Source organism: Cupriavidus sp. D39 (genome assembly GCF_026627925.1).
GTDB classification, from domain to species: Bacteria; Pseudomonadota; Gammaproteobacteria; order Burkholderiales; family Burkholderiaceae; genus Cupriavidus; species Cupriavidus ulmosensis.
On the sequence record NZ_JAPNLE010000001.1, the window covers coordinates 284061 to 301514 of the forward strand.

Annotated in this window: 16 protein-coding genes and 3 pseudogenes; 15 read left to right on the forward strand and 4 right to left on the reverse strand. The window is 63.1% G+C overall.

Features of this window, described 5'->3' with window-relative positions; genetic code table 11:
* Positions 1-606: 606 nt before the first annotated feature.
* The 3 genes from OMK73_RS01435 to OMK73_RS01440 form a co-directional block, all read right to left on the reverse strand.
* On the reverse strand, positions 607-1044 hold the full coding sequence (locus tag OMK73_RS01435) for an HU family DNA-binding protein (protein WP_267600375.1): 438 nt from the start codon (positions 1042-1044) through the stop codon (positions 607-609).
* A 98-nt stretch (positions 1045-1142) separates the two neighbouring features.
* The gene (locus tag OMK73_RS38035) at positions 1143-1445 is read right to left on the reverse strand and encodes a hypothetical protein (protein ID WP_324291638.1); all 303 of its coding nucleotides are present in this window, start codon (positions 1443-1445) and stop codon (positions 1143-1145) included.
* Entirely contained in the window at positions 1433-2059 is a 627-nt protein-coding gene (locus tag OMK73_RS01440) for a hypothetical protein (RefSeq protein WP_324291639.1), read from the reverse strand. Before OMK73_RS01440 ends, OMK73_RS38035 begins: the two co-directional genes overlap by 13 nt.
* Positions 2060-2434: 375 nt before the next feature.
* Between OMK73_RS01440 and ltrA the strand changes: the two genes are divergently transcribed.
* Together ltrA and OMK73_RS01450 are read left to right on the forward strand one after the other, a co-directional pair.
* Positions 2435-3925: a group II intron reverse transcriptase/maturase gene (ltrA, locus tag OMK73_RS01445; protein WP_420715446.1), complete on the forward strand. Its 1491-nt coding sequence runs from the start codon at positions 2435-2437 to the stop codon at positions 3923-3925.
* A 411-nt stretch (positions 3926-4336) separates the two neighbouring features.
* Positions 4337-4654, forward strand: a pseudogene (locus tag OMK73_RS01450) (aminotransferase class I/II-fold pyridoxal phosphate-dependent enzyme); the annotation flags it as partial.
* A gap of 1071 nt (positions 4655-5725) precedes the next feature.
* On the opposite strand, the gene OMK73_RS01455 reads toward OMK73_RS01450, so the two are convergent.
* Positions 5726-6727: a LysR family transcriptional regulator gene (locus tag OMK73_RS01455; RefSeq protein WP_267600376.1), complete on the reverse strand. Its 1002-nt coding sequence runs from the start codon at positions 6725-6727 to the stop codon at positions 5726-5728.
* Between the two features lie 117 nt (positions 6728-6844).
* On the opposite strand from OMK73_RS01455, the gene OMK73_RS01460 reads away from it, so the two are divergent.
* From OMK73_RS01460 to OMK73_RS01520, 13 genes and pseudogenes are all read left to right on the forward strand, one after another.
* Entirely contained in the window at positions 6845-7738 is an 894-nt protein-coding gene (locus OMK73_RS01460; protein WP_267600377.1) for a TauD/TfdA dioxygenase family protein, read from the forward strand.
* Positions 7739-7740: 2 nt separating this feature from the next.
* Complete coding sequence (locus tag OMK73_RS01465; protein WP_267600378.1) at positions 7741-8862, forward strand: mandelate racemase/muconate lactonizing enzyme family protein; 1122 nt, start codon at positions 7741-7743, stop codon at positions 8860-8862.
* A gap of 72 nt (positions 8863-8934) precedes the next feature.
* Complete coding sequence (locus OMK73_RS01470) at positions 8935-9912, forward strand: Bug family tripartite tricarboxylate transporter substrate binding protein (RefSeq protein ID WP_267600379.1); 978 nt, start codon at positions 8935-8937, stop codon at positions 9910-9912.
* 77 nt (positions 9913-9989) lie between these two features.
* Positions 9990-10508 (forward strand): chromate transporter, encoded by a 519-nt coding sequence (locus tag OMK73_RS01475; RefSeq protein ID WP_420715427.1) that lies wholly within the window; start codon positions 9990-9992, stop codon positions 10506-10508.
* A complete protein-coding gene (locus OMK73_RS01480) occupies positions 10505-11089 on the forward strand; it encodes a chromate transporter (RefSeq protein WP_420715428.1) in 585 nt (194 codons plus the stop codon). The genes OMK73_RS01475 and OMK73_RS01480 overlap by 4 nt, the downstream gene beginning before the upstream one ends.
* A 264-nt stretch (positions 11090-11353) precedes the next feature.
* Positions 11354-11965 (forward strand): GntR family transcriptional regulator, encoded by a 612-nt coding sequence (locus tag OMK73_RS01485; protein WP_267600701.1) that lies wholly within the window; start codon positions 11354-11356, stop codon positions 11963-11965.
* Entirely contained in the window at positions 11881-12180 is a 300-nt protein-coding gene (locus tag OMK73_RS01490; RefSeq protein WP_267600382.1) for an FCD domain-containing protein, read from the forward strand. Before OMK73_RS01485 ends, OMK73_RS01490 begins: the two co-directional genes overlap by 85 nt.
* A gap of 164 nt (positions 12181-12344) precedes the next feature.
* Positions 12345-13223 (forward strand): tripartite tricarboxylate transporter substrate binding protein, encoded by an 879-nt coding sequence (locus OMK73_RS01495; protein WP_267600383.1) that lies wholly within the window; start codon positions 12345-12347, stop codon positions 13221-13223.
* A 23-nt stretch (positions 13224-13246) separates the two neighbouring features.
* A complete protein-coding gene (locus OMK73_RS01500) occupies positions 13247-14443 on the forward strand; it encodes a CaiB/BaiF CoA transferase family protein (protein ID WP_267600384.1) in 1197 nt (398 codons plus the stop codon).
* Between the two features lie 102 nt (positions 14444-14545).
* Entirely contained in the window at positions 14546-14767 is a 222-nt protein-coding gene (locus tag OMK73_RS01505; protein ID WP_267600385.1) for an acetyl-CoA carboxylase biotin carboxyl carrier protein subunit, read from the forward strand.
* Between the two features lie 13 nt (positions 14768-14780).
* Positions 14781-15176, forward strand: a complete 396-nt coding sequence (locus OMK73_RS01510) for a carboxyl transferase domain-containing protein (RefSeq protein ID WP_267600386.1) — start codon at positions 14781-14783, stop codon at positions 15174-15176.
* 187 nt (positions 15177-15363) lie between these two features.
* A pseudogene (locus OMK73_RS01515) lies at positions 15364-16358 on the forward strand (acyl-CoA carboxylase subunit beta).
* 117 nt (positions 16359-16475) lie between these two features.
* A pseudogene (locus tag OMK73_RS01520) lies at positions 16476-17428 on the forward strand (Bug family tripartite tricarboxylate transporter substrate binding protein).
* Positions 17429-17454 lie beyond the last annotated feature (26 nt).

The following is a 17454-nucleotide window of genomic DNA, read 5'->3' on the forward strand; positions in this document are numbered from 1 at the left end:
CCGTCCTCCCCATTGATCCCATGAAATTCCCGGTCCTTCTTCTTGTGCTTTTGATTGCCTTGCGAGCAGCAGCTGCAGTGTTTCCGCAGGCGCAGGCGAGACCGGCCAAGCCACCCAAGGCCTCGCCCGCACGCCTGGTTGTTGAGTACCACACGAAACAGCCAGCAGCACCCAGCCCGCTCTAGGCCCTATTTTGTTCCACCGCATGGCGCTCCTTCCGGGGCGCCATTTTTTTCGCCGAATTTCCGATATGAATGACTGATCTGGACGCCGCCCTGCGGCCGCAGATGGCTGCGGCCGGCGTCCCCGATGGCGACGTTGCGGGACGGTTCATCGACGGCGAAGCCGGTGATCAATGGCCTGTCGCGTGCTCCACCAAGAGGATCGGGTGCCCAGTTGGCGTGGAAGCACGCTGCCGCCTACGCCTACCAAGAGGATCTGCTGTTCGCCGCCTGAGGCGCATCGAGCCTTAAGAAGTGGTGCTCTGCCACCAGGCTTTGGGCCGTCGGCGCCAATTTCCAACCCTGAGAGGCTAAATTCGCATCTCCGCGTCGAATACAAAAGGGAGCCGCGCGGGCTCCCTTCGTGCTACATGCCGGTTCCGGCTTACAGCGCGGCGGCGTCCTTCAGCTTCTTCAGCGGGCGCACCTTCACCTTAACGGTGGCCGGCTTGGCCGCGAACCACTGGTCCTCACCGGTGAACGGGTTCTTGCCGAAGCGCTTCTTGGTCGCCGCCACTTGCAGGGCAGTGACCTTGAGCAGGCCAGGGAGCGTGAACTCGCCCGCACCCTTCTTGTGCACCGCGCTCAGGACCGTGTTTTCCAGATGTGCCAGCACGGTCTTGACGGTCTTGGCGTCCAGCTCGGTCTGGGCGACCAGGTGGGCCAGCAAGCTCGCCTTGGTGAAGGTTTCCTTCAGCGGCTTCGCCACCGGTGCAGCCGCAGCGGCCTTCTTTGCCGGTGCTACTGCCTTCTTGGCCGGCGCTGCCTTCTTGGCGGCAGGCTTGGCCGGGGTCTTTACGACAGCTTTCGCTTTGGTTGCCATGGATTTCTTTGTCTGGTTACTCGTTGATATGTCGCCGTAGAGGCGTTCGCGAGAATAGCAAACTCTATGCGGTATGTGGGACTTGGGGATACCAACACTTACAACTGAGCATCAATGGTGGCCCTGATCCGGTCGCAGGTTCGCGTGCTGGCCAGCCCAAGCAGCTTGCCGACTTCATCGCGGTTGCGCCCGGCAAGTAGCAGCCGCCGGCAGTAGGTGTTGCGCAGCACCCGCGGGCTCATGTCCTGAGCTTCGAAGTCGATCGCGAGGAGCGCCGCTCGCACGATCTTGCCAAGGCTCATATCAGTGATCGCCTCGCCGCTGGCCTGGAGTGAGAACACGAGGTCGCCAACGACCGGAAGGGTCTTCCGGCGAACGCACCACTCGGTCAGGATCGGCACCGCGAACGCGGTGAGGGGATCGTGCGGGTATCACGCGCGCCGTGGGCTGGCACGCGCAGGTAGGGCGGGCCAGCATCGGGCTGCAGGTCCTCCCGGCGAGCCGTGCGGCCTTCCAATGCCGTGACGCCGGTACCGAGGAAGAGCGCCACGATGGCGCGGTTGCGCAAGGCCGCCGGATCATCCCCTGCGTGCGGCTGCACCCAAGCCTGCAGGCGGGCATCCGCATCCTCTGGCAGGTAGATGGGGTCCGGCTCGGCCTTCGGCCAATGACCGTCGCGGACCAATTGACCGGCTGGATTGCTCTTGCGCACGCCGATGGCAACCAAGTGGCGACACAACCGGTCCAGCAGTTTCAGATAGCGCATGCGCGTGGCGGTACTGTAGCCGCGCGCGTCGGGCGCCTGCCAGAAGGTATCGATATGGTCTGGGCCGAACGTGGCCACGGTGGTGTCGGCGTCGAGCAGATGACGCCGGAAATGCTCGAACATGGCCTGATGCTGGATGATCGAGCGGGCCGCGAAAGGGCGCTGGTCCGCGCCGGCTGCCTCGCGGCGCTGCCAATCGGCGTAGGCGAGAGTGGGATTGGTGAACCAGAGGCTGTCGACGGGTGTCATGACCGCATTTATATACTGAGTGCGCCGGGAGACCGGCAAGGAGTTGGTGGTGCAAGTCCACTACGATGAAGGAATAGCGAGCCACATCGGCCCCGAGCCGTGCGCAGGCGACCGTGAGGTCGTCGGCGAAGCGTCGGTAGGGGAGCGTATGGGCCAGCCATCGAGCCGCGATAGATATATCCCGGGTGCCAACGCGGTTCAGTACGCGGAAGGCAACACGGCGGGGCGCGCTTTCGCGAGCGCTCCGACGACCCGGCGTGGTCTGAGACCCTGGCACGTGCGGACGCTCCTTGTGCGGGAACCGGGAGATCTCCCGTCTGGCCAGTCGCAGTACGGACGGGTCCGCATCGGGAAGGCGAGGAGCCAAAGCCGATGATGCACGGACGGGAGAAGTCAGACTCCGCCATAGTAGCGACGAAGCCCGCGAACAAGGCCTGGAAACGGGCTGCGGAGTGGGTGGAGCCAAGGGCGGGGACCAAGGGGAACACGGGTCAGCCACACACGCGCCGGGCACAGAACCGGGCAAGCGTGTCACAGGGGTTGGAACGTGTACGGCAAGCGGCAAAGCAGCGGAAGAAGGAACGGTTTACCGCGCTTATGCACCATATCACGATCGACAGGCTTCGGGATTCGTTCTTTGCGCTTAAACGCAATGCGGCCCCCGGAGTGGACGGCGTGACGTGGCGGTACTACGAGGCGGGACTGGAAGAACATCTCCAGCGCTTGCACGCGCAAGTACAGAGCGGAGCGTATCGGGCGCTGCCCGTTCGGCGGCAGTACATACCGAAGCCGGATGGCAAGCAGCGTCCGTTGGGGATTGCGGCGCTGGAGGATAAGATTGTCCAGCGCGCGGTGGTTGACGTGCTCAACGGGATATACGAGACAGATTTCCTCGGTTTCTCGTACGGGTTCCGGCCCGGGCGTAGCCAGCACGATGCGCTGGACGCGCTGGCAACGGCGATCACCAGCACCCCGGTGAACTGGATTTTAGACGCCGACATTCGGAGCTTCTTCGACTCGGTCAGCCAGGATTGGCTGATCCGATTCATGGAGCACCGGATTGGCGATCCACGCATCATCCGCCTTGTGCGCAAGTGGCTCAAGGCGGGCGTCCTGGAGGACGGAGAATGGAGCGTCAGTGAAGAAGGCACGCCACAGGGGGCTGTGATTTCGCCCCTGCTCGCGAACGTCTATCTGCACTACGTCTTCGATCTCTGGGCTAACCGGTGGCGACGGCGCGAAGCCAAGGGCAACGTCATCATCTCGCGGTACGCGGATGATGTGGTGGTCGGCTTTGAGCACGAAGCTGACGCGCGGCACTTCTGGGATGCGATGCGACTGAGGTTGGAGGAGTTCTCGCTGGTGCTTCACCCGGACAAGACGCGGCTGCTTGAGTTTGGCCGCAATGCAGCGGGCAGGCGCAAGCGGCATGGTCTTGGCCGACCGGAGACCTTCTCGTTCCTGGGCCTCGTCTATATCTGTGGCAAATCCCGTCGCGGTGCCTTCCAGCTTCAGCGGAAGACCCGTGGCGACCGCATGCAGGCGAAACTCAGGCAAATTAAGGAGGAGTTACGGCGGCGCATGCATGAACCAATACCCATCCAAGGGCACTGGCTCAGGCAAGTGGTACGCGGCTATTTTGCGTACCACGCGGTTCCTACGAACTCGCGGGCGCTCGTGGCATTTCGTTATCACGTTACCAATCTCTGGCGGCGCTCGCTGCGGCGGCGCAGCCAGAAAGATGCCATGACGTGGGCGCGGATGACCCGGCTCGCCGATGACTGGCTCCCGAGACCTCGAATTCTTCATCCGTGGCCCAGCGACAGATTCGCCGTCAAACACCCAAGGTGGGAGCCCGGTGCCTGAATTGGGCACGCCGGGATCTGTGCGGGGGTGCCCAGCAATGAGCATTCCTACCGCGATATTCCGCTTTCCCCGCACCCCTACCGCCTCTTCGAGGCGGACATAGCCTTCAGGTTAGCGGGGTGAAACCAGGTGGACAGATGCTCGCCGCCGCCGTGTGGCTCTGGAAAGAAGGTCGCCACCATGCTCATGCTCGATGCGGCTTGCGCTTGAGGCGGGCATAGCGCGGATAGCGGGCGTCGAGCATCTCTTCTATCACCTGCTGGCGGTCTCCGTCCTCAGGGTCGGGGGGCACTCCAGTAGGTTTGTGTCTGCACAGAAGCGCATGATCTCCAGCAGCAACTCTTCGCGCCGCAGCGGTGGGAAATGCAGGCGCCTGGCTTTGGTCCAGTAGCGGTAGCCGCAATGGGTTCGACGGTGCTATCTTCACCGACCCTTCGCGCCAGGTGGGTGGAAGAGCTCGGCGCCATGCGCGTTCGCATCAGGACGATGCGGAATGCGCTGGTTGACAAACTCAAGGAAGCCGGGTTCACGCGAGATATTGAATTCGTTTTGCGGCAGAACGGCATGTTCAGCTATACCGGCCTGACGCCTGTGCAGATGCAACGGCTGCGCAACGAGTTCAGCATCTACGGCGTCGATACGGGCCGGATTTGCGTTGCGGCATTGAACACCGGCAATCTCGATCGCGTCGTCGACGCCATGGTGAAGGTGTGCCAGTCGGGCGCGTAGTCGCGGTCGATATTGCTATGAGTAACGGAGGCCGAACCGCTCCGTCTTCAGGCGACTTGCCGCATGGTCATGGTATTGGCTCCTGCTGGCATAACCGGCTCCGTGGCGCTGGAAGCCGTCAAGCTTAATCTGAGGTTAGCCAAAAGGAGACATTTCCGCTTAGCCGCTACATCTAAAATGCCCACAATCTTATGTCAAATTATTGGAAATGGACTCATCCATTCCCATCGACACCTGCCCGGCATTCCGCCGAAGTGGGCCACTATCAAGTAGCCCAGCCCCCAAGTGTAAACGTTCACCGACAACCGGCCGGCGCGGCGAAAGCAGGGCCGGCCGTTGGGATGTCGCCCGACTTTCTCCGACAACTGGACGGCTAGGCCATCCACATACTGGCCCAGCTGCGAGCGCTGCATGCCGATGCCGCCGCTGGTTTCCATGATCGTCGGCGAACGGTGGCTACCCGACGAGCATGCCGAGCGCTCGACCGCCGCGCGCATCAGCCGACGGTAGTGCATCCCGTCCACGAGGAAGAGGCGGCCTGTTCAGGCCAAGTGGCGCCGGTCGACAGATCGCAGAGCATGGCTGCCGAGCCCTCCGCGGTCATGCGGACATCGTAAGGGGCGAGCTCCGCATCGGGCCGAATGAAGCCGTGTTGCGTTGAGAGAATGATCACCAGGGCTGCGCATCGGTCTGCACGTGAGCCCGGAAGGTCTCGCACATGACACCGCGATATAGTCCATGGCCGGAGCAGGGCGATCGAATTTCGTGGCAGAGCACGCGATGAGAACTAGCGGGCGAGCCGGCAACCGAGCGACGGCTGGATGGGCAATTTCGTCAACGAAGTTGAGTTGGGAGGGGTGCGTTGAGATCGATGTGACCTGCGCGGTGAACGTAGACCCCGATCTGTAGAGGCCTGCCGGAAGTCAACGCAGCGCTGCTGCACTTCCACATCGCACCGGATGCCTCGTCGGAGCCTGCTACAAGCCAACGCCCGAGTGGGTCGAGGCCTATTTCTCCCTGCTTACACACCTTGGAAGGAAATAGCGCTTGAAAAGCGCTTCAAGGCCGCCATCAGCGTAGCGCCGTACTGTGGTCTGCATATTCTGCCACCGCCCGCGCCGTGCTCATTCGCGCGCGCGCGGTTTGGTGAATCATCTCGCGAAAGCCGCTGAGCAAAGGATCCTCGATGGCCATGCGGTTAAAGGCGAGCATCACCGGGTTCGCCGGAAGTGGCCGCCGCAGCTTGACGATGCGCAGCAGTCCGAACGCCACATGGCTGCGGGCGACGGATTCCGGCGCGATCGAGACCAGGCTGGTGCCTGCGACCAGGGCCAGGTTGGACTCGAAGGAGCGTGTCTCGATCACCGGCCGGATCCTGGGCAGGCCATGCTCGTTCCAGAACGTTTCGAAGGTCACGCGCGAGCTGGTCTCGGCGTCGGGTAGCGCCCAACCCTGGCCGACCAAGCGGGACAGGTGAATGGGGCCTGCCGGGATGGTAGGGTGACCGGCCGCGCAGACGATCACCGTGCGCTCCTCGTACAGGCGCTCCACTACCAGGTCGTCGCCGTCGTCGCGCGTGGTGCTGCGCAGGATGGCGAAATCCAGGCTCCCGGCGGCGATCTGGTCGAACAGCATCTTTGAACTGCCTTCGACCACGCGGAACTGGTAGGGCGTGTCGGCGGCCTGCGCCGACGTCGTATCCATCGGCACCGCCGGATAGAGCCGGGCGAGCAGGCCGGGCATCAAGGTGTGCATGGCGCGCGGAATGCAACCGAGTTGGATCGGCCGGCGCTGCGGATCGGCGATGGCGTCGTTCAGCCGCTCGATCGCGCGCAGTACGAATCGCGCCTGGGAAAGCACCGCCTTGCCTTGGGCGGTTGGCATGCTGCCGTGACTGGAGCGTTCGAACAGGCGGGCGCCCAGCAGGTTCTCCGCCTCGGCAAGCAGACGTGACAGAACGGGCTGCGGCACGCCGAGCTCGCGTGCTGCGCGATGCACGGAGTGGCTATCGCCCACGGCGACGAGGGCTTCGATATGGCGCCGCTGCAGCGGCCTGTTCGGCAGAGATGGCATAGCACGGGGAGGGGATACGAAATCAGCATTGCTGGATGCGTAATCTATATCATTTACGCTATCGGGGGCGAGGTCTATATTGGGACCATTCCAACTCACCATGGATAGACAGCCACCATGACACGCATCTCCGTGACGCCGCTCCAATCCAGTCTCGGCGCTGAAGTTAGCGGTATCGACCTGCGCCAGCCGGTCGAAGACGCAGTCCTGGCTGCGCTTCGCGACGCCTGGGCCAGGCACCTCGTGCTGCGCTTTCGTGGTCAGGCGCTGTCGGATCCGGAGCTGCTGGCCTTCAGCCGGCTGTTCGGCGAACTCGATCCGCCAGGGCCGAACCCCTACGGCAAGCCCTTCCTGAGCGAATTTCCCGAGATCAATGTGATTTCCAATGTCAAAGTCGATGGCGTGCCGATCGGAAATCTGGGCGACGGCGAGGCGGTGTGGCATTGCGACATGACCTATGTCGAGCGGCCGCCCCGCGCCGCGTTGCTGCACGCGCTTGAAATTCCGCCCGGCGGTGGCGATACCTTCTGGTCGAATATGTACCTCGCCTATGAAACCCTGCCAGACCATACCAAGGCGTTGATTTTGGGACGCCGCGCCATTCACGACGCCACCTACAACAGCGCCGGCATGATGCGCAAGGGCATGAAGGAAGTGACCGACCCGCGCGAAGCGCCGGGCGCGCATCATCCGCTGGTCATCGCGCATCCCGATATCCGCCGCCCCGCGCTGTTCCTCGGCCGCCGCCGCAACAGCTATGTGCTGGGCATGGACCTTGCCGAAAGCAATGCGTTGCTGGACACGCTATGGGAGCATGCCACCCGGCCCGAGTTCACCTTCCGCCAGGAGTGGCAATTGCACGATCTGATCCTCTGGGACAACCGATGCACGCTGCACCGCCGCGACGCATTTGATCCGAATGCCTCCCGCATCATGCATCGCACCCAGATCAAGGGTCCCGCCATCGAAGCCTTCGACCCGGCCTCGGCCGGCATGGCGCTGGAGTCGTGAACATGGATGGCTTGCACCTTCCCATTCGCCGCGTCGAGGTATTCGGCGTGGCCGTGCCCCTGGTCGGCCCCGGCTTTCGCAATGCTTATGTCACCAAGACCGTGCAGAAGAGCGCGCTAGTACGCCTTACTGCGGAAGACGGTTCGATCGGGCTGGGCAATATCGATCCCTCTCCCGGCTATTCAGTGGAAACCATCGAGCAGTCGCTGCTGGCCATCCGCGACGAACTCGCGCCGCTGGTGCAGAACTGCGACGCCGGCAATCCGCATCAGGTGATGCAGCGCATGAACCAGGGTCGCTCGGGTTTCCTGGACGCCAAGGCGGCGATTGAGATGGCCTGCGTCGACATGTTGGCGCGCCGGCTCAATATCCCCGTGCACCAGTATCTGGGCGGCGCTGTGGTCGATACAGTGCGCTTCAATGCATGGATTGGCATTGTTCCGCCCGACGAGGCGGCCGCGGAGGCCCGCAAATGGTTTGACCGCGGCTTCCGCTCGGCCAAGATCAAAGTCGGCGGGGGCATCGAGGCCGACCGCGATCGCCTTGCGGCGGTGCGCGACGCGGTCGGGCCGACCATGACCCTGCGCGCCGATGCGAATGCCGGGTACAGCGTCGAGGAGGCGATCGCGCTGGGCCGCTTGCTGGAACCGATCGGCCTGCAACTGCTGGAACAGCCGGTGGCTGAGGACGACCTTGCCGGCATGGCAAAGGTGCGGCAGGCCATCGGCATCCCGGTGATGGCCGACGAATCGATCACCGATCATGCCAGCCTGATCGCGGTGATCCGCGCCAACTGCGCCGATATCGTCAAGCTCAAGGTGATGAAGCAGGGCGGCTTCCTGACCTGCAGGCGCATGCTGGAAACCGCCAGTGCGGCTGGCATGAAGGTTGTTATCGGACACGGGTTCGGGCTGGGCGTGAACACGGCGGCGGAAATCATGCTGGCATGCACCAGCACCGATGTGCTGGAAGGGCTGGAATGCGTTGGGCCGCTGAAGACTGCGGACGACATCGTGACCCACAAGCTCGATATGAGCAGCGGCGCGGCCGCCGTTCCCACCGGCTGCGGGCTTGGGGTTGAACTTGACGAGGAGAAGGTGGAGCGCTACCGGTTTGCGTTCTAGCGCTTCTAGCGCATGTGCCATTGCAGCACGGCAGAAATATAACCACGGCAAAAGTGGTACCAGGAGACAAGCATGTCCTTACGGAAGCTCTCTGTTTTTTGCACGGGCTTGTCGCTGCTCGCCGCAATCGCCACGCCGCCGGCCCGCGCGGCCGACTGGCCTGCCAAGCCGGTCACTATCCTGGCGCCATTCGCCGCGGGCGGCACCGTCGACCTGGTGGCGCGCGTGATGGCGGTGAAACTGGGCCACGAGCTTGGCCAGCCCTTTGTCGTTGATAACCGTGGCGGCGCTGGTGGCACCATCGCCACGGCCATGCTGGCGCGTGCCGCCCCCGATGGCTACACGCTGATGATCCACCACATGGGCCTGGTCTTCAGCGATTCACTCTATAGCCATCTTCCCTACGACACCAAGCGCGACATCTTGCCGGTCGCCTATATTGGCGCCACGCCAAACGTCCTGGTGGTGACTAAGACCTTGCCGGTCAAGACCATGGACGATTTCCTGGCGCTGGCCAAGGCCAAGCCGGGCTCGATCAACTATGGCTCCGGCGGCATCGGCAGCGCCGGCCACTTGCCCATGGCAGTGCTCGGCATGATGACCGGGACCCAGCTCCAGCACGTGCCGTACAAGGGTTCCGGCCCGGCGCTGACCGAGCTCGTGTCCGGCCAGATCCAGTCCATGCTGTTGACGATTCCCGCTGTGATGCCCTTTATCAATTCCGACATGGTCCGTCCGATCGCCACTTCGGGCAAGAAGCGTTCGCCGGCATTGCCCAACCTGCCGACCATGGAGGAAGCGGGCATCAAGGGTTTCGCATACGCGCCCTGGTATGGCTTTTTCGCGCCCGCCGGCACGCCGCCGGCAGTGGTGCAGAAGCTGCATGATGCTGTCGACAAGATCCTGCACGATCCTGAAGTCGTGGCGAGACTCAGCGGCGAGGGGATTGAAGTGGAAGCGATGCCGCGCGAGCGGTTTGCCAGCATCGTCGAGGCCGACATGGCGCGCTGGGGCAAGACCATCAAGCAACTTGGCATCAAGACGCAGTAGGGCGTATCCGCGATGTGTGCAAATCAGCCGGAAGGCGGCGCCGGCCGCCGCGAGCCCCGCTCCCCGCCGACCTGTTCGTGACCTTCACCCTGCTGGGTCTGCAAGGATTCGGCGGCGTCCTGGCTGTGGTGCAACAGGAACTGGTGGAGCGCAAGCGCTGGCTGACGCGCGAGGAGTTCGTTGAGGACTGGGCGGTGGCGCAGATCATGCCGGGTCCCAACGTGGTCAACATGGCGCTGATGATCGGCGGCCGTTCGTTCGGCCTGGCCGGTGCGATGGCTGCGCTGGCGGGCATCCTTGCACTGCCGCTGGTGGTGGTGGTTTTGCTAGAGCTGCTGCACGCGCGCTTTGCCGATCATCCCGGCGTGGCGGGCGCGCTGCGCGGCACTGGGGCAGTGGCCGCAGGGCTGTTCGCGGCCACCGGGCTCAAACTGCTGAGCGCGCTGCGTGCCAATCCGCTGGGCCGCCCGCTTGCCATCGCACTGGGCGCCGGTTGCTTCGGCGCGGTTGCGCTGCTGCGCTGGCCGCTCGTCTACGTGCTGCTGGGCCTGGGCACCATCGCCTGCCTGCTCAGCTACCGGAAGCTCAAACCGTGAGCGGGGCACCGATGCTGACGCTGGGGTGGGGCGACTGGCTGAGCCTGTTCTCCCATTACCTGTCGCTGTCCTTGCTGTCGATCGGCGGCGCCATCACTACCGCGCCCGATATGCACCGCTACCTGGTGGATCAGCAGCACTGGCTCAACGACGGTCAATTCAATGCATCGGTGACGATCGCCCAGGCAGCGCCGGGTCCCAATGTGCTGTTTATCGCGCTGCTTGGATGGAACATCGGCATGAACGCGGGCGGCATCCCCACGGCGCTGCTAGGCGTGGTGCTAACCATGTCCGGCATCCTGCTGCCCAGTTCCACGCTGGCCTACGTCGCTGCCCGGTGGGGCCACCGCAACCGCGGCTTGCGCGGCGTGCAGGCGTTCCGGCAGGGTATGGCACCGATCGTGATCGCGCTGCTGATCGCGACGGCCTGGACGCTGTCCAGCGTTCACGACAACGCGGCGCGGGACTGGCGGCTATGGCTGTTGACGGTGTTCACCGCCCTGATCATCTGGCGTTTCCGGGTGCACCTGCTGTGGCTGCTTGCCGCGGGTGCCGTGCTGGGGTGGTTCGGACTGGTTTGAACGCCGGCACCATGACGTGCGGAATGCCCATCGCATCGGGCTTCGGGCCATCTGTCCATCTGCCCATACGTTGATAGCGCCACCGCGAGTCAGCGCCGAGCGCTGCGGTCGTTTCCGGCGTTGTTCTTCCGCATCCAGGTGACCAGCGCTGTCCCTGCTGAACGGCAGGGGAGCAGCTGCATCTGTTGGAGTCTGGGTACCTTGGTGAGCCCGAGTCGCACCTCGAACAAGAAGAAATATCTTTGTATATCAGTTACTTATAGAGTGTTCGCGCGAACGCATCTTGCGACCCATCTAGTCATCAAAACAGAATACAAAATTGTTTACTATTTTGCTAACAGCTCCTATATTGGGTTCATACAACACGAGGTACGCGAACATGGCCGCATCGGTAAGAGCGATCAGGAAGGGGTAGGACCCAAGGGGAAAAGTCAGCCCGAGGGCGTCAAGACGGAAGCGGCAACGGATATCGCGGGCGAGCTGCGGGCCAGAATTGCCAGCCACGACTTGCTTCCCGGCACGAAGCTCGTCGAGCTCGAACTTGCCCAGGAATTCGGCACGACGCGTCCCAAGGTGAGGGAGGCTCTGGCCGCCCTTGAGCAACGGGGGCTGGTGGAGCGCATACCGAATCGCGGGGCAGTCGTCACGCGGATCAGCTTTGAGCAGATCCTGCAGATCTACACGGCGCGCGAAGCGCTGGAAGGCATGAGCGTGCGGCTGGCGGCCGAACATGCCCCCCGGGCGAGTGGGACGACCTCATCGAACTGTTCGACGCACCGATGGAGCAGGCCTTGGAGAGAGGCGACTTTGACTTCTTCCTGGAGGGCTACGAGAACTTCCGCCAGCGTGTCTTCAAGAACGCCAATAACCCGGTGATCCAGGAAATGCTGGACTCCATCCTTGAGCGTACGCAGGCGGTGATCCGCCGGGCCATCGTCTTGCCGGGGAGGGCGCGCCTGGGCCTTGAACATCACCGCGCCGCGCTGCAGGCATTGCGCCGGCGCGACGGCGAAGCCGCAGAGACCATTCGGCGGCAGAGCCTGAGGGAAGCGGCAGACTATATCAGCCGCTATCGCAAATACATCGTTTGACCGCTGTCGCAGATCAGCAGATAAAAAAATGGAAGGAGACCAGTCAGATGCTGTCGCTTGTACGTCATGCCGTTCGCGCGGCCGCGTTGCTTGCCGTTGCCGGCCTTGCTTCCGTTTCATCCCCGCTTCACGCACAAGAGAAATACCCTAACCGCCCCATCCGCATGTACGTCGGTTTCTCGGCTGGCAGCGCTACCGACATTGTGGCGCGCGTGGTCGCCCAGCACTTGTCGGAGCGGCTGGGGCAGTCCATCATTGTCGAGAACAAGACTGGCGTCGGCGGCAGCCTGGCGGCCGAGGCAACCGCGAAGTCGCCCCCGGACGGCTATACGCTGTTGATGGTCTCCAGCGCGATTGCCGTAAATCCCGCGGTCTACCCAAAGCTCAACTTTGACGTAGAGAAGGACCTGACGCCAATTGCACTGGTTGGTCGGCTGCCGACCGTGCTGCTGGTCAACAACAAGTTTCCGGCAAAGTCCTTGTCCGAGTTGCTCAGCTATGCCCGTAGCTATCCCAGGAAGATCAACTACGGCTCTTCGGGCGTTGGCGGCTCGACCCATCTGTCGACCGAATACCTGGCCACGTTGTCCGGGACCAGCTTTACCCACGTTCCCTATCGCGGCAATGCCCAGGCGATTGCCGCCCTGCTCGGCGGTGAGGTGGACATGGTCACCGACACCATTTTGCTTGCAGCGCCGAATATCCAGACCAAGCGCGTCAGGGCCCTGGCCATATCCAGCCAGACTCGATCCGCGCTCGCACCGGATGTTCCCACCTTCGCGGAAGCAGGTTTGCGCAACTACGACGGCAGCCTCTTCTTCGGCCTAATGGGCCCTGCCGGCATGCCGGCCGAGATCGTCACGCGTCTGAATCGGCAAGTCAACGAACTGTTCCAGTCCGCTGACTTGCGGCAGCGTTTGCAGACCGCCGGTGGCCTGGATCTCGTGGGCGGCAGCCCGGAGGTGTTTCGCGACACGCTGCATAAGGAGATCGGCCAGTGGAAACAGGTGGTGAAGAACGCCAACGTCAAGGTCGACGATTAACGCACGGGACAGGAGACAGGACTATGGAATCGAGCAATCGCGCCGGGCCCCTTGCCGGCTACACGGTCATCGAACTGGGCTCAACCGTGGCGGGCCCGTTTTGCGGCAGGCTGCTGGCCGACTTTGGCGCGAGCGTGATCAAGGTAGAGGTTGCCGAAGGGGATGCCCTGCGTTCCATGGGCAGTCACAAGGAGGGCATCTCGCTCTACGCGCTGTCCATATTTCGCAACAAGGAAGTGATTGCGGTAGACCTGCGCGAGCCGGAGGGCCAGGGCCTGCTGCGACGGCTGATCGACCAGGCCGATTTCCTGGTGGAGAACTTCAGGCCGGGTACGCTGGAACGCTGGGGCCTGGGCTACGAAACACTCTCGGCAAGCAATCCCGGCCTGATCATGGTGAGGATCAGCGGCTACGGCCAGAGCGGGCCATATAGCAAGCAGCCCGGCTATGGCGTGATCGGGGAGGCCATGAGCGGACTTCGCTCGATCACCGGCGATCCCGATCGTCCGCCGGCTCGGGTGGCGACTTCGCTGTCGGACTACGTGACGGGCCTCTATGGGGCGTTTGGCGCCATGCTGGCGCTGGAGGCCCGCCACAAGACAGGCAAAGGGCAAATTGTCGATACGGCGCTTGCCGAGTGCGCCTTCAGCTTCATGGAGCCGCATGTCATGGCCTACGACCAGCTCGGCCTGATCGCCGAACGCGCCGGGTCAAAGCTGCCAGGTTCGAGTCCCAACAACCTGTACCTGTCCGCGGATGGCTGCTACATCCATGTTGCGGCGCTGGCCGACCCCATCTTTCGCCGCCTGTGCGCGGCCATGGACAGGCCGGCGCTGGCGGACGAGGCGCGCTTTGCCACTAATCGCCAACGCAGCCTGCATGGCGAGGCTGTCGATGCCTTGATGCAGGACTGGATCGCCTCGCTGCCTTTCGAGACGGTGCATCAGCGTCTTACCGAATTCGATATTCCGCACGCGAAGATCTACAACATCGACGACGTCTTCCGCGACCCGCATTTCAGCGAGCGAGAGGTCATCGCAAGGCTGCCGCATCCCAAGCTGGGTATGGTCGCAGTTCCCAACGTCACCCCGCGGCTGTCCGCCACGCCTGGCCATGTCAATGAACTGGGGAGGAAACCGGCGCGGACACGGTCGAGGTCCTGGAACGCCTGCTCGGCCTGGATGCCGACACCATCGCAACACTCCAGGCGCGCGGCGTGATCAGTGGTTGCGCCACCGCCGCGGCCTGAGCCATCGGCCGCTTTTCAGGTTCCTGCAGTTTCTTGCAGTCTCTCTGCATCAGTCACGGGAAAGGATGATTCCATGAGCGTCAAGGTGATTTCGGAAGTAGTGGGTTCCATGTGGAAATGCGAATGCGTGCCGGGACAGGCCGTGGACGAGGGCGATGTGCTGTTCATCATCGAGTCGATGAAAATGGAGATCCCGGTCGAATCGACGCACGCCGGTAAGGTGTCGGAAGTGCTGATCAACGAAGGCGAGCCGGTGTCCGAGGGACAGGTGCTCGCCATCGTCAACCCCGCTTGAAATGAGAGAACCCATGGACATGAGCCAAGAGATTCTCTCTGAAGGGCTGCTGGAACTGGAGCAGCGCAGGGCGTTCAGCCGCGCGCTGGGCGGGCCGGAGGCAGTCGAGCGCCACCATGCCGCCGGCAAGCTGACCATCCGCGAGCGCATCGACGGCTTGTGCGATGCGCAGTCTTTTCATGAGGTCGGCCGCTTGACCGGGCAGGGCCAGTATGACGAGCACGGCGTCCTGGTCAAGGTGACGCCCGCACCGTATGTCATGGGCCTGGCCACCATTGGCGGCCGCCCGGTGGCAATCGGAGGCGAAGACTATACGGTAAGGGGGGCGCCAGTTGGAGCGGAGATCGCAAGAAGGGCGGGCAGGGCGGCTTCGTGGAGGAACTGGCCATCAACTACAAGATCCCGCTGATTAACCTGATCGATGGCGTGGGCGGTAGCGTGACATCGGCGCAGAAGCGCGGTCACACCGTATTCCCGGGAGTGCACGGTTTCGAGACCTCCACTGCCTTGCTTGGCCAGGTGCCGGTAGTCTGCGCCGTCACGGGGACGGCGGCGGGGGGCCGGCGGGACGGGCAATCCTGTCCCACTGGTCGGTCATGGTCAACGACACCAGCCAGATTTTCGCGGCCGGCCCACCCGTGGTGAAGCGCTCGCTTGGGCAGGATATCTCCAAGGAGGATCTGGGCGGCGCCAGGATCGCCGTGGATATCGCGGGCTCGGTTGACAATGCGGCGAGCGACGAGAAGCAGTGCTTCGAGATGATCCAGCGCTTCCTGTCCTATATGCCGCAAAACGTCTGGGAGTTGCCGCCCGTGGTTGCTACCGATGATCCGGTGGACCGGCGTGAGGACGCCCTGGCAACCATCGTGCCGACCGAGCGCCGCAAAGCCTATGACATGCGGAAGATCATCCGCTGGGTGTTTGATCGCGACTCCACTTTCGAGATCCAGCCGACTTTTGGCAAGGCGGTCATCACCACCATGGCCAGGCTCAATGGCAAGGTGGTGGGGGTGGTGGCGAGCAACCCGATGGCGTACGGGGGGCGATCGACGCCAAGGCCGCGCGCAAGCAGACCCATTTCGTCGAACTGTGCGACACCTTTCACATCCCGCTGGTGTTCCTGGTGGACGTGCCGGGCTTTATGGTGGGCAGGGATGCCGAAGCACAGGGCACCCTACGGGAGGGCATGCGCAGCGTCTTCGTGAGCTTGCAGGCCACCGTGCCGATCGCCACGGTGGTGATTCGCAAATGCTATGGCATGGCCGGCATGGCGGCCACCGACAAGAACGGGTTGGGCCTGAAGCTAGCCTGGCCGACGGCCGAGTGGGGTTCGCTGCCGATCGAAGGCGGAGTGGCGGCGGCGTTCCGGCGTGAAATCGCCGCGGCCGGCGATCCCGCCGCCAAGGAGCGCGAGATCGAGGCGCGTCTGCGGCAGGTTGCCTCTCCCTTCCGCACCGCGGAAGCCTTCGGCGTGGAGGACATCATCGATCCGCGCGAAACGCGCTATTACCTGAGCCGCTTTATCGACACCGCCCAGATCTCGCTGAAGACCAGCCTCGGGCCCAAGTTGAAGATGGGGGTGCGGCCTTGACCCGTTGCTTGTCGCGAAACAGGACGAGCCGTCAATCGGCTTGCGGGGTGCACGCTATTTACGCCTTCCTGGACCAAAGAAGCCGTAAGCCTGGGAGGAGACAACATGTTGATGAGGATGTGGTTCCGGTGCTCTGCAGGGGTCCTGCTATCTTGCCTGGCGGCAATTTCCGCGCAAGCGCAAACCTGGCCGGCCAAGCCGATCAAATTGATAGTGCCGTATGCTCCCGGCGGCACCACGGACCGCCTCGCGCGGGAATACGCCGAATACCTGCGCAAAAAGCTGAACCAGTCCATCGTGGTCGACAATCGTCCGGGTGCTTCGACCAACATCGGCAGCGAACTGGTCGCCAAGGCTGAGCCGGACGGCTATACCTTCCTGCTTGGGATAGATGGGCTGGCGACCAACCAGGCTACGGGTCCGGTGCCATCCTTCGATCCACACAAGGACCTGGCCCCCGTGAGCCTCTTGACACGGGTTCCCTGCCTGATTGCCGCTAATGTCAATTTCCCGGCCCAGTCGGCTGCCGAAATGATCCAGATCGCCAGGAAGAACCCAGACAAATATTCGATCTCCAGCGCCTCGCTCACCCTCCAGGTGGGCCTGCTGAACTCAGGTTCGGCGATTCGCCTCAACCACGTTCCCTACAAGGGTGGCTCCCAGGCAGCCACGGATGCCATGGGCGGCCAGGTCGACATGGTGATCGCCAACGTGCCCGTGCTCGCGCCGCTGGTGAAGGGGGAAAGCTGCGGGCGATCGCGGTGAGTTCGGAAATGCGCAGCGAAGCATTTCCGGAGGTCCCCACATTGCGCGAGAGCGGCCTGTCGAGTGCGGTTTTCTCGAACTGGTATGGCCTGTTTGCCCCGGCCAAGGTGCCCGAACCGATCATCGCCAGAATGGCAGCGCTGTCGAAGCAGTTCGTAGACGACCCGCAGATAAACCACCGTCTTGCCCTCGAAGGCTATCAGTTGGAGGCCTCCACACCAGCCGAACTGTCTGCGTTGCTGGTCAAGGACGCGCTTTCAGCCACGAAGTTCGTCGAGGCGAACGCCGGTATCTTCAAACGATAGAGCGGAGACACTCCACATGGCTTTTG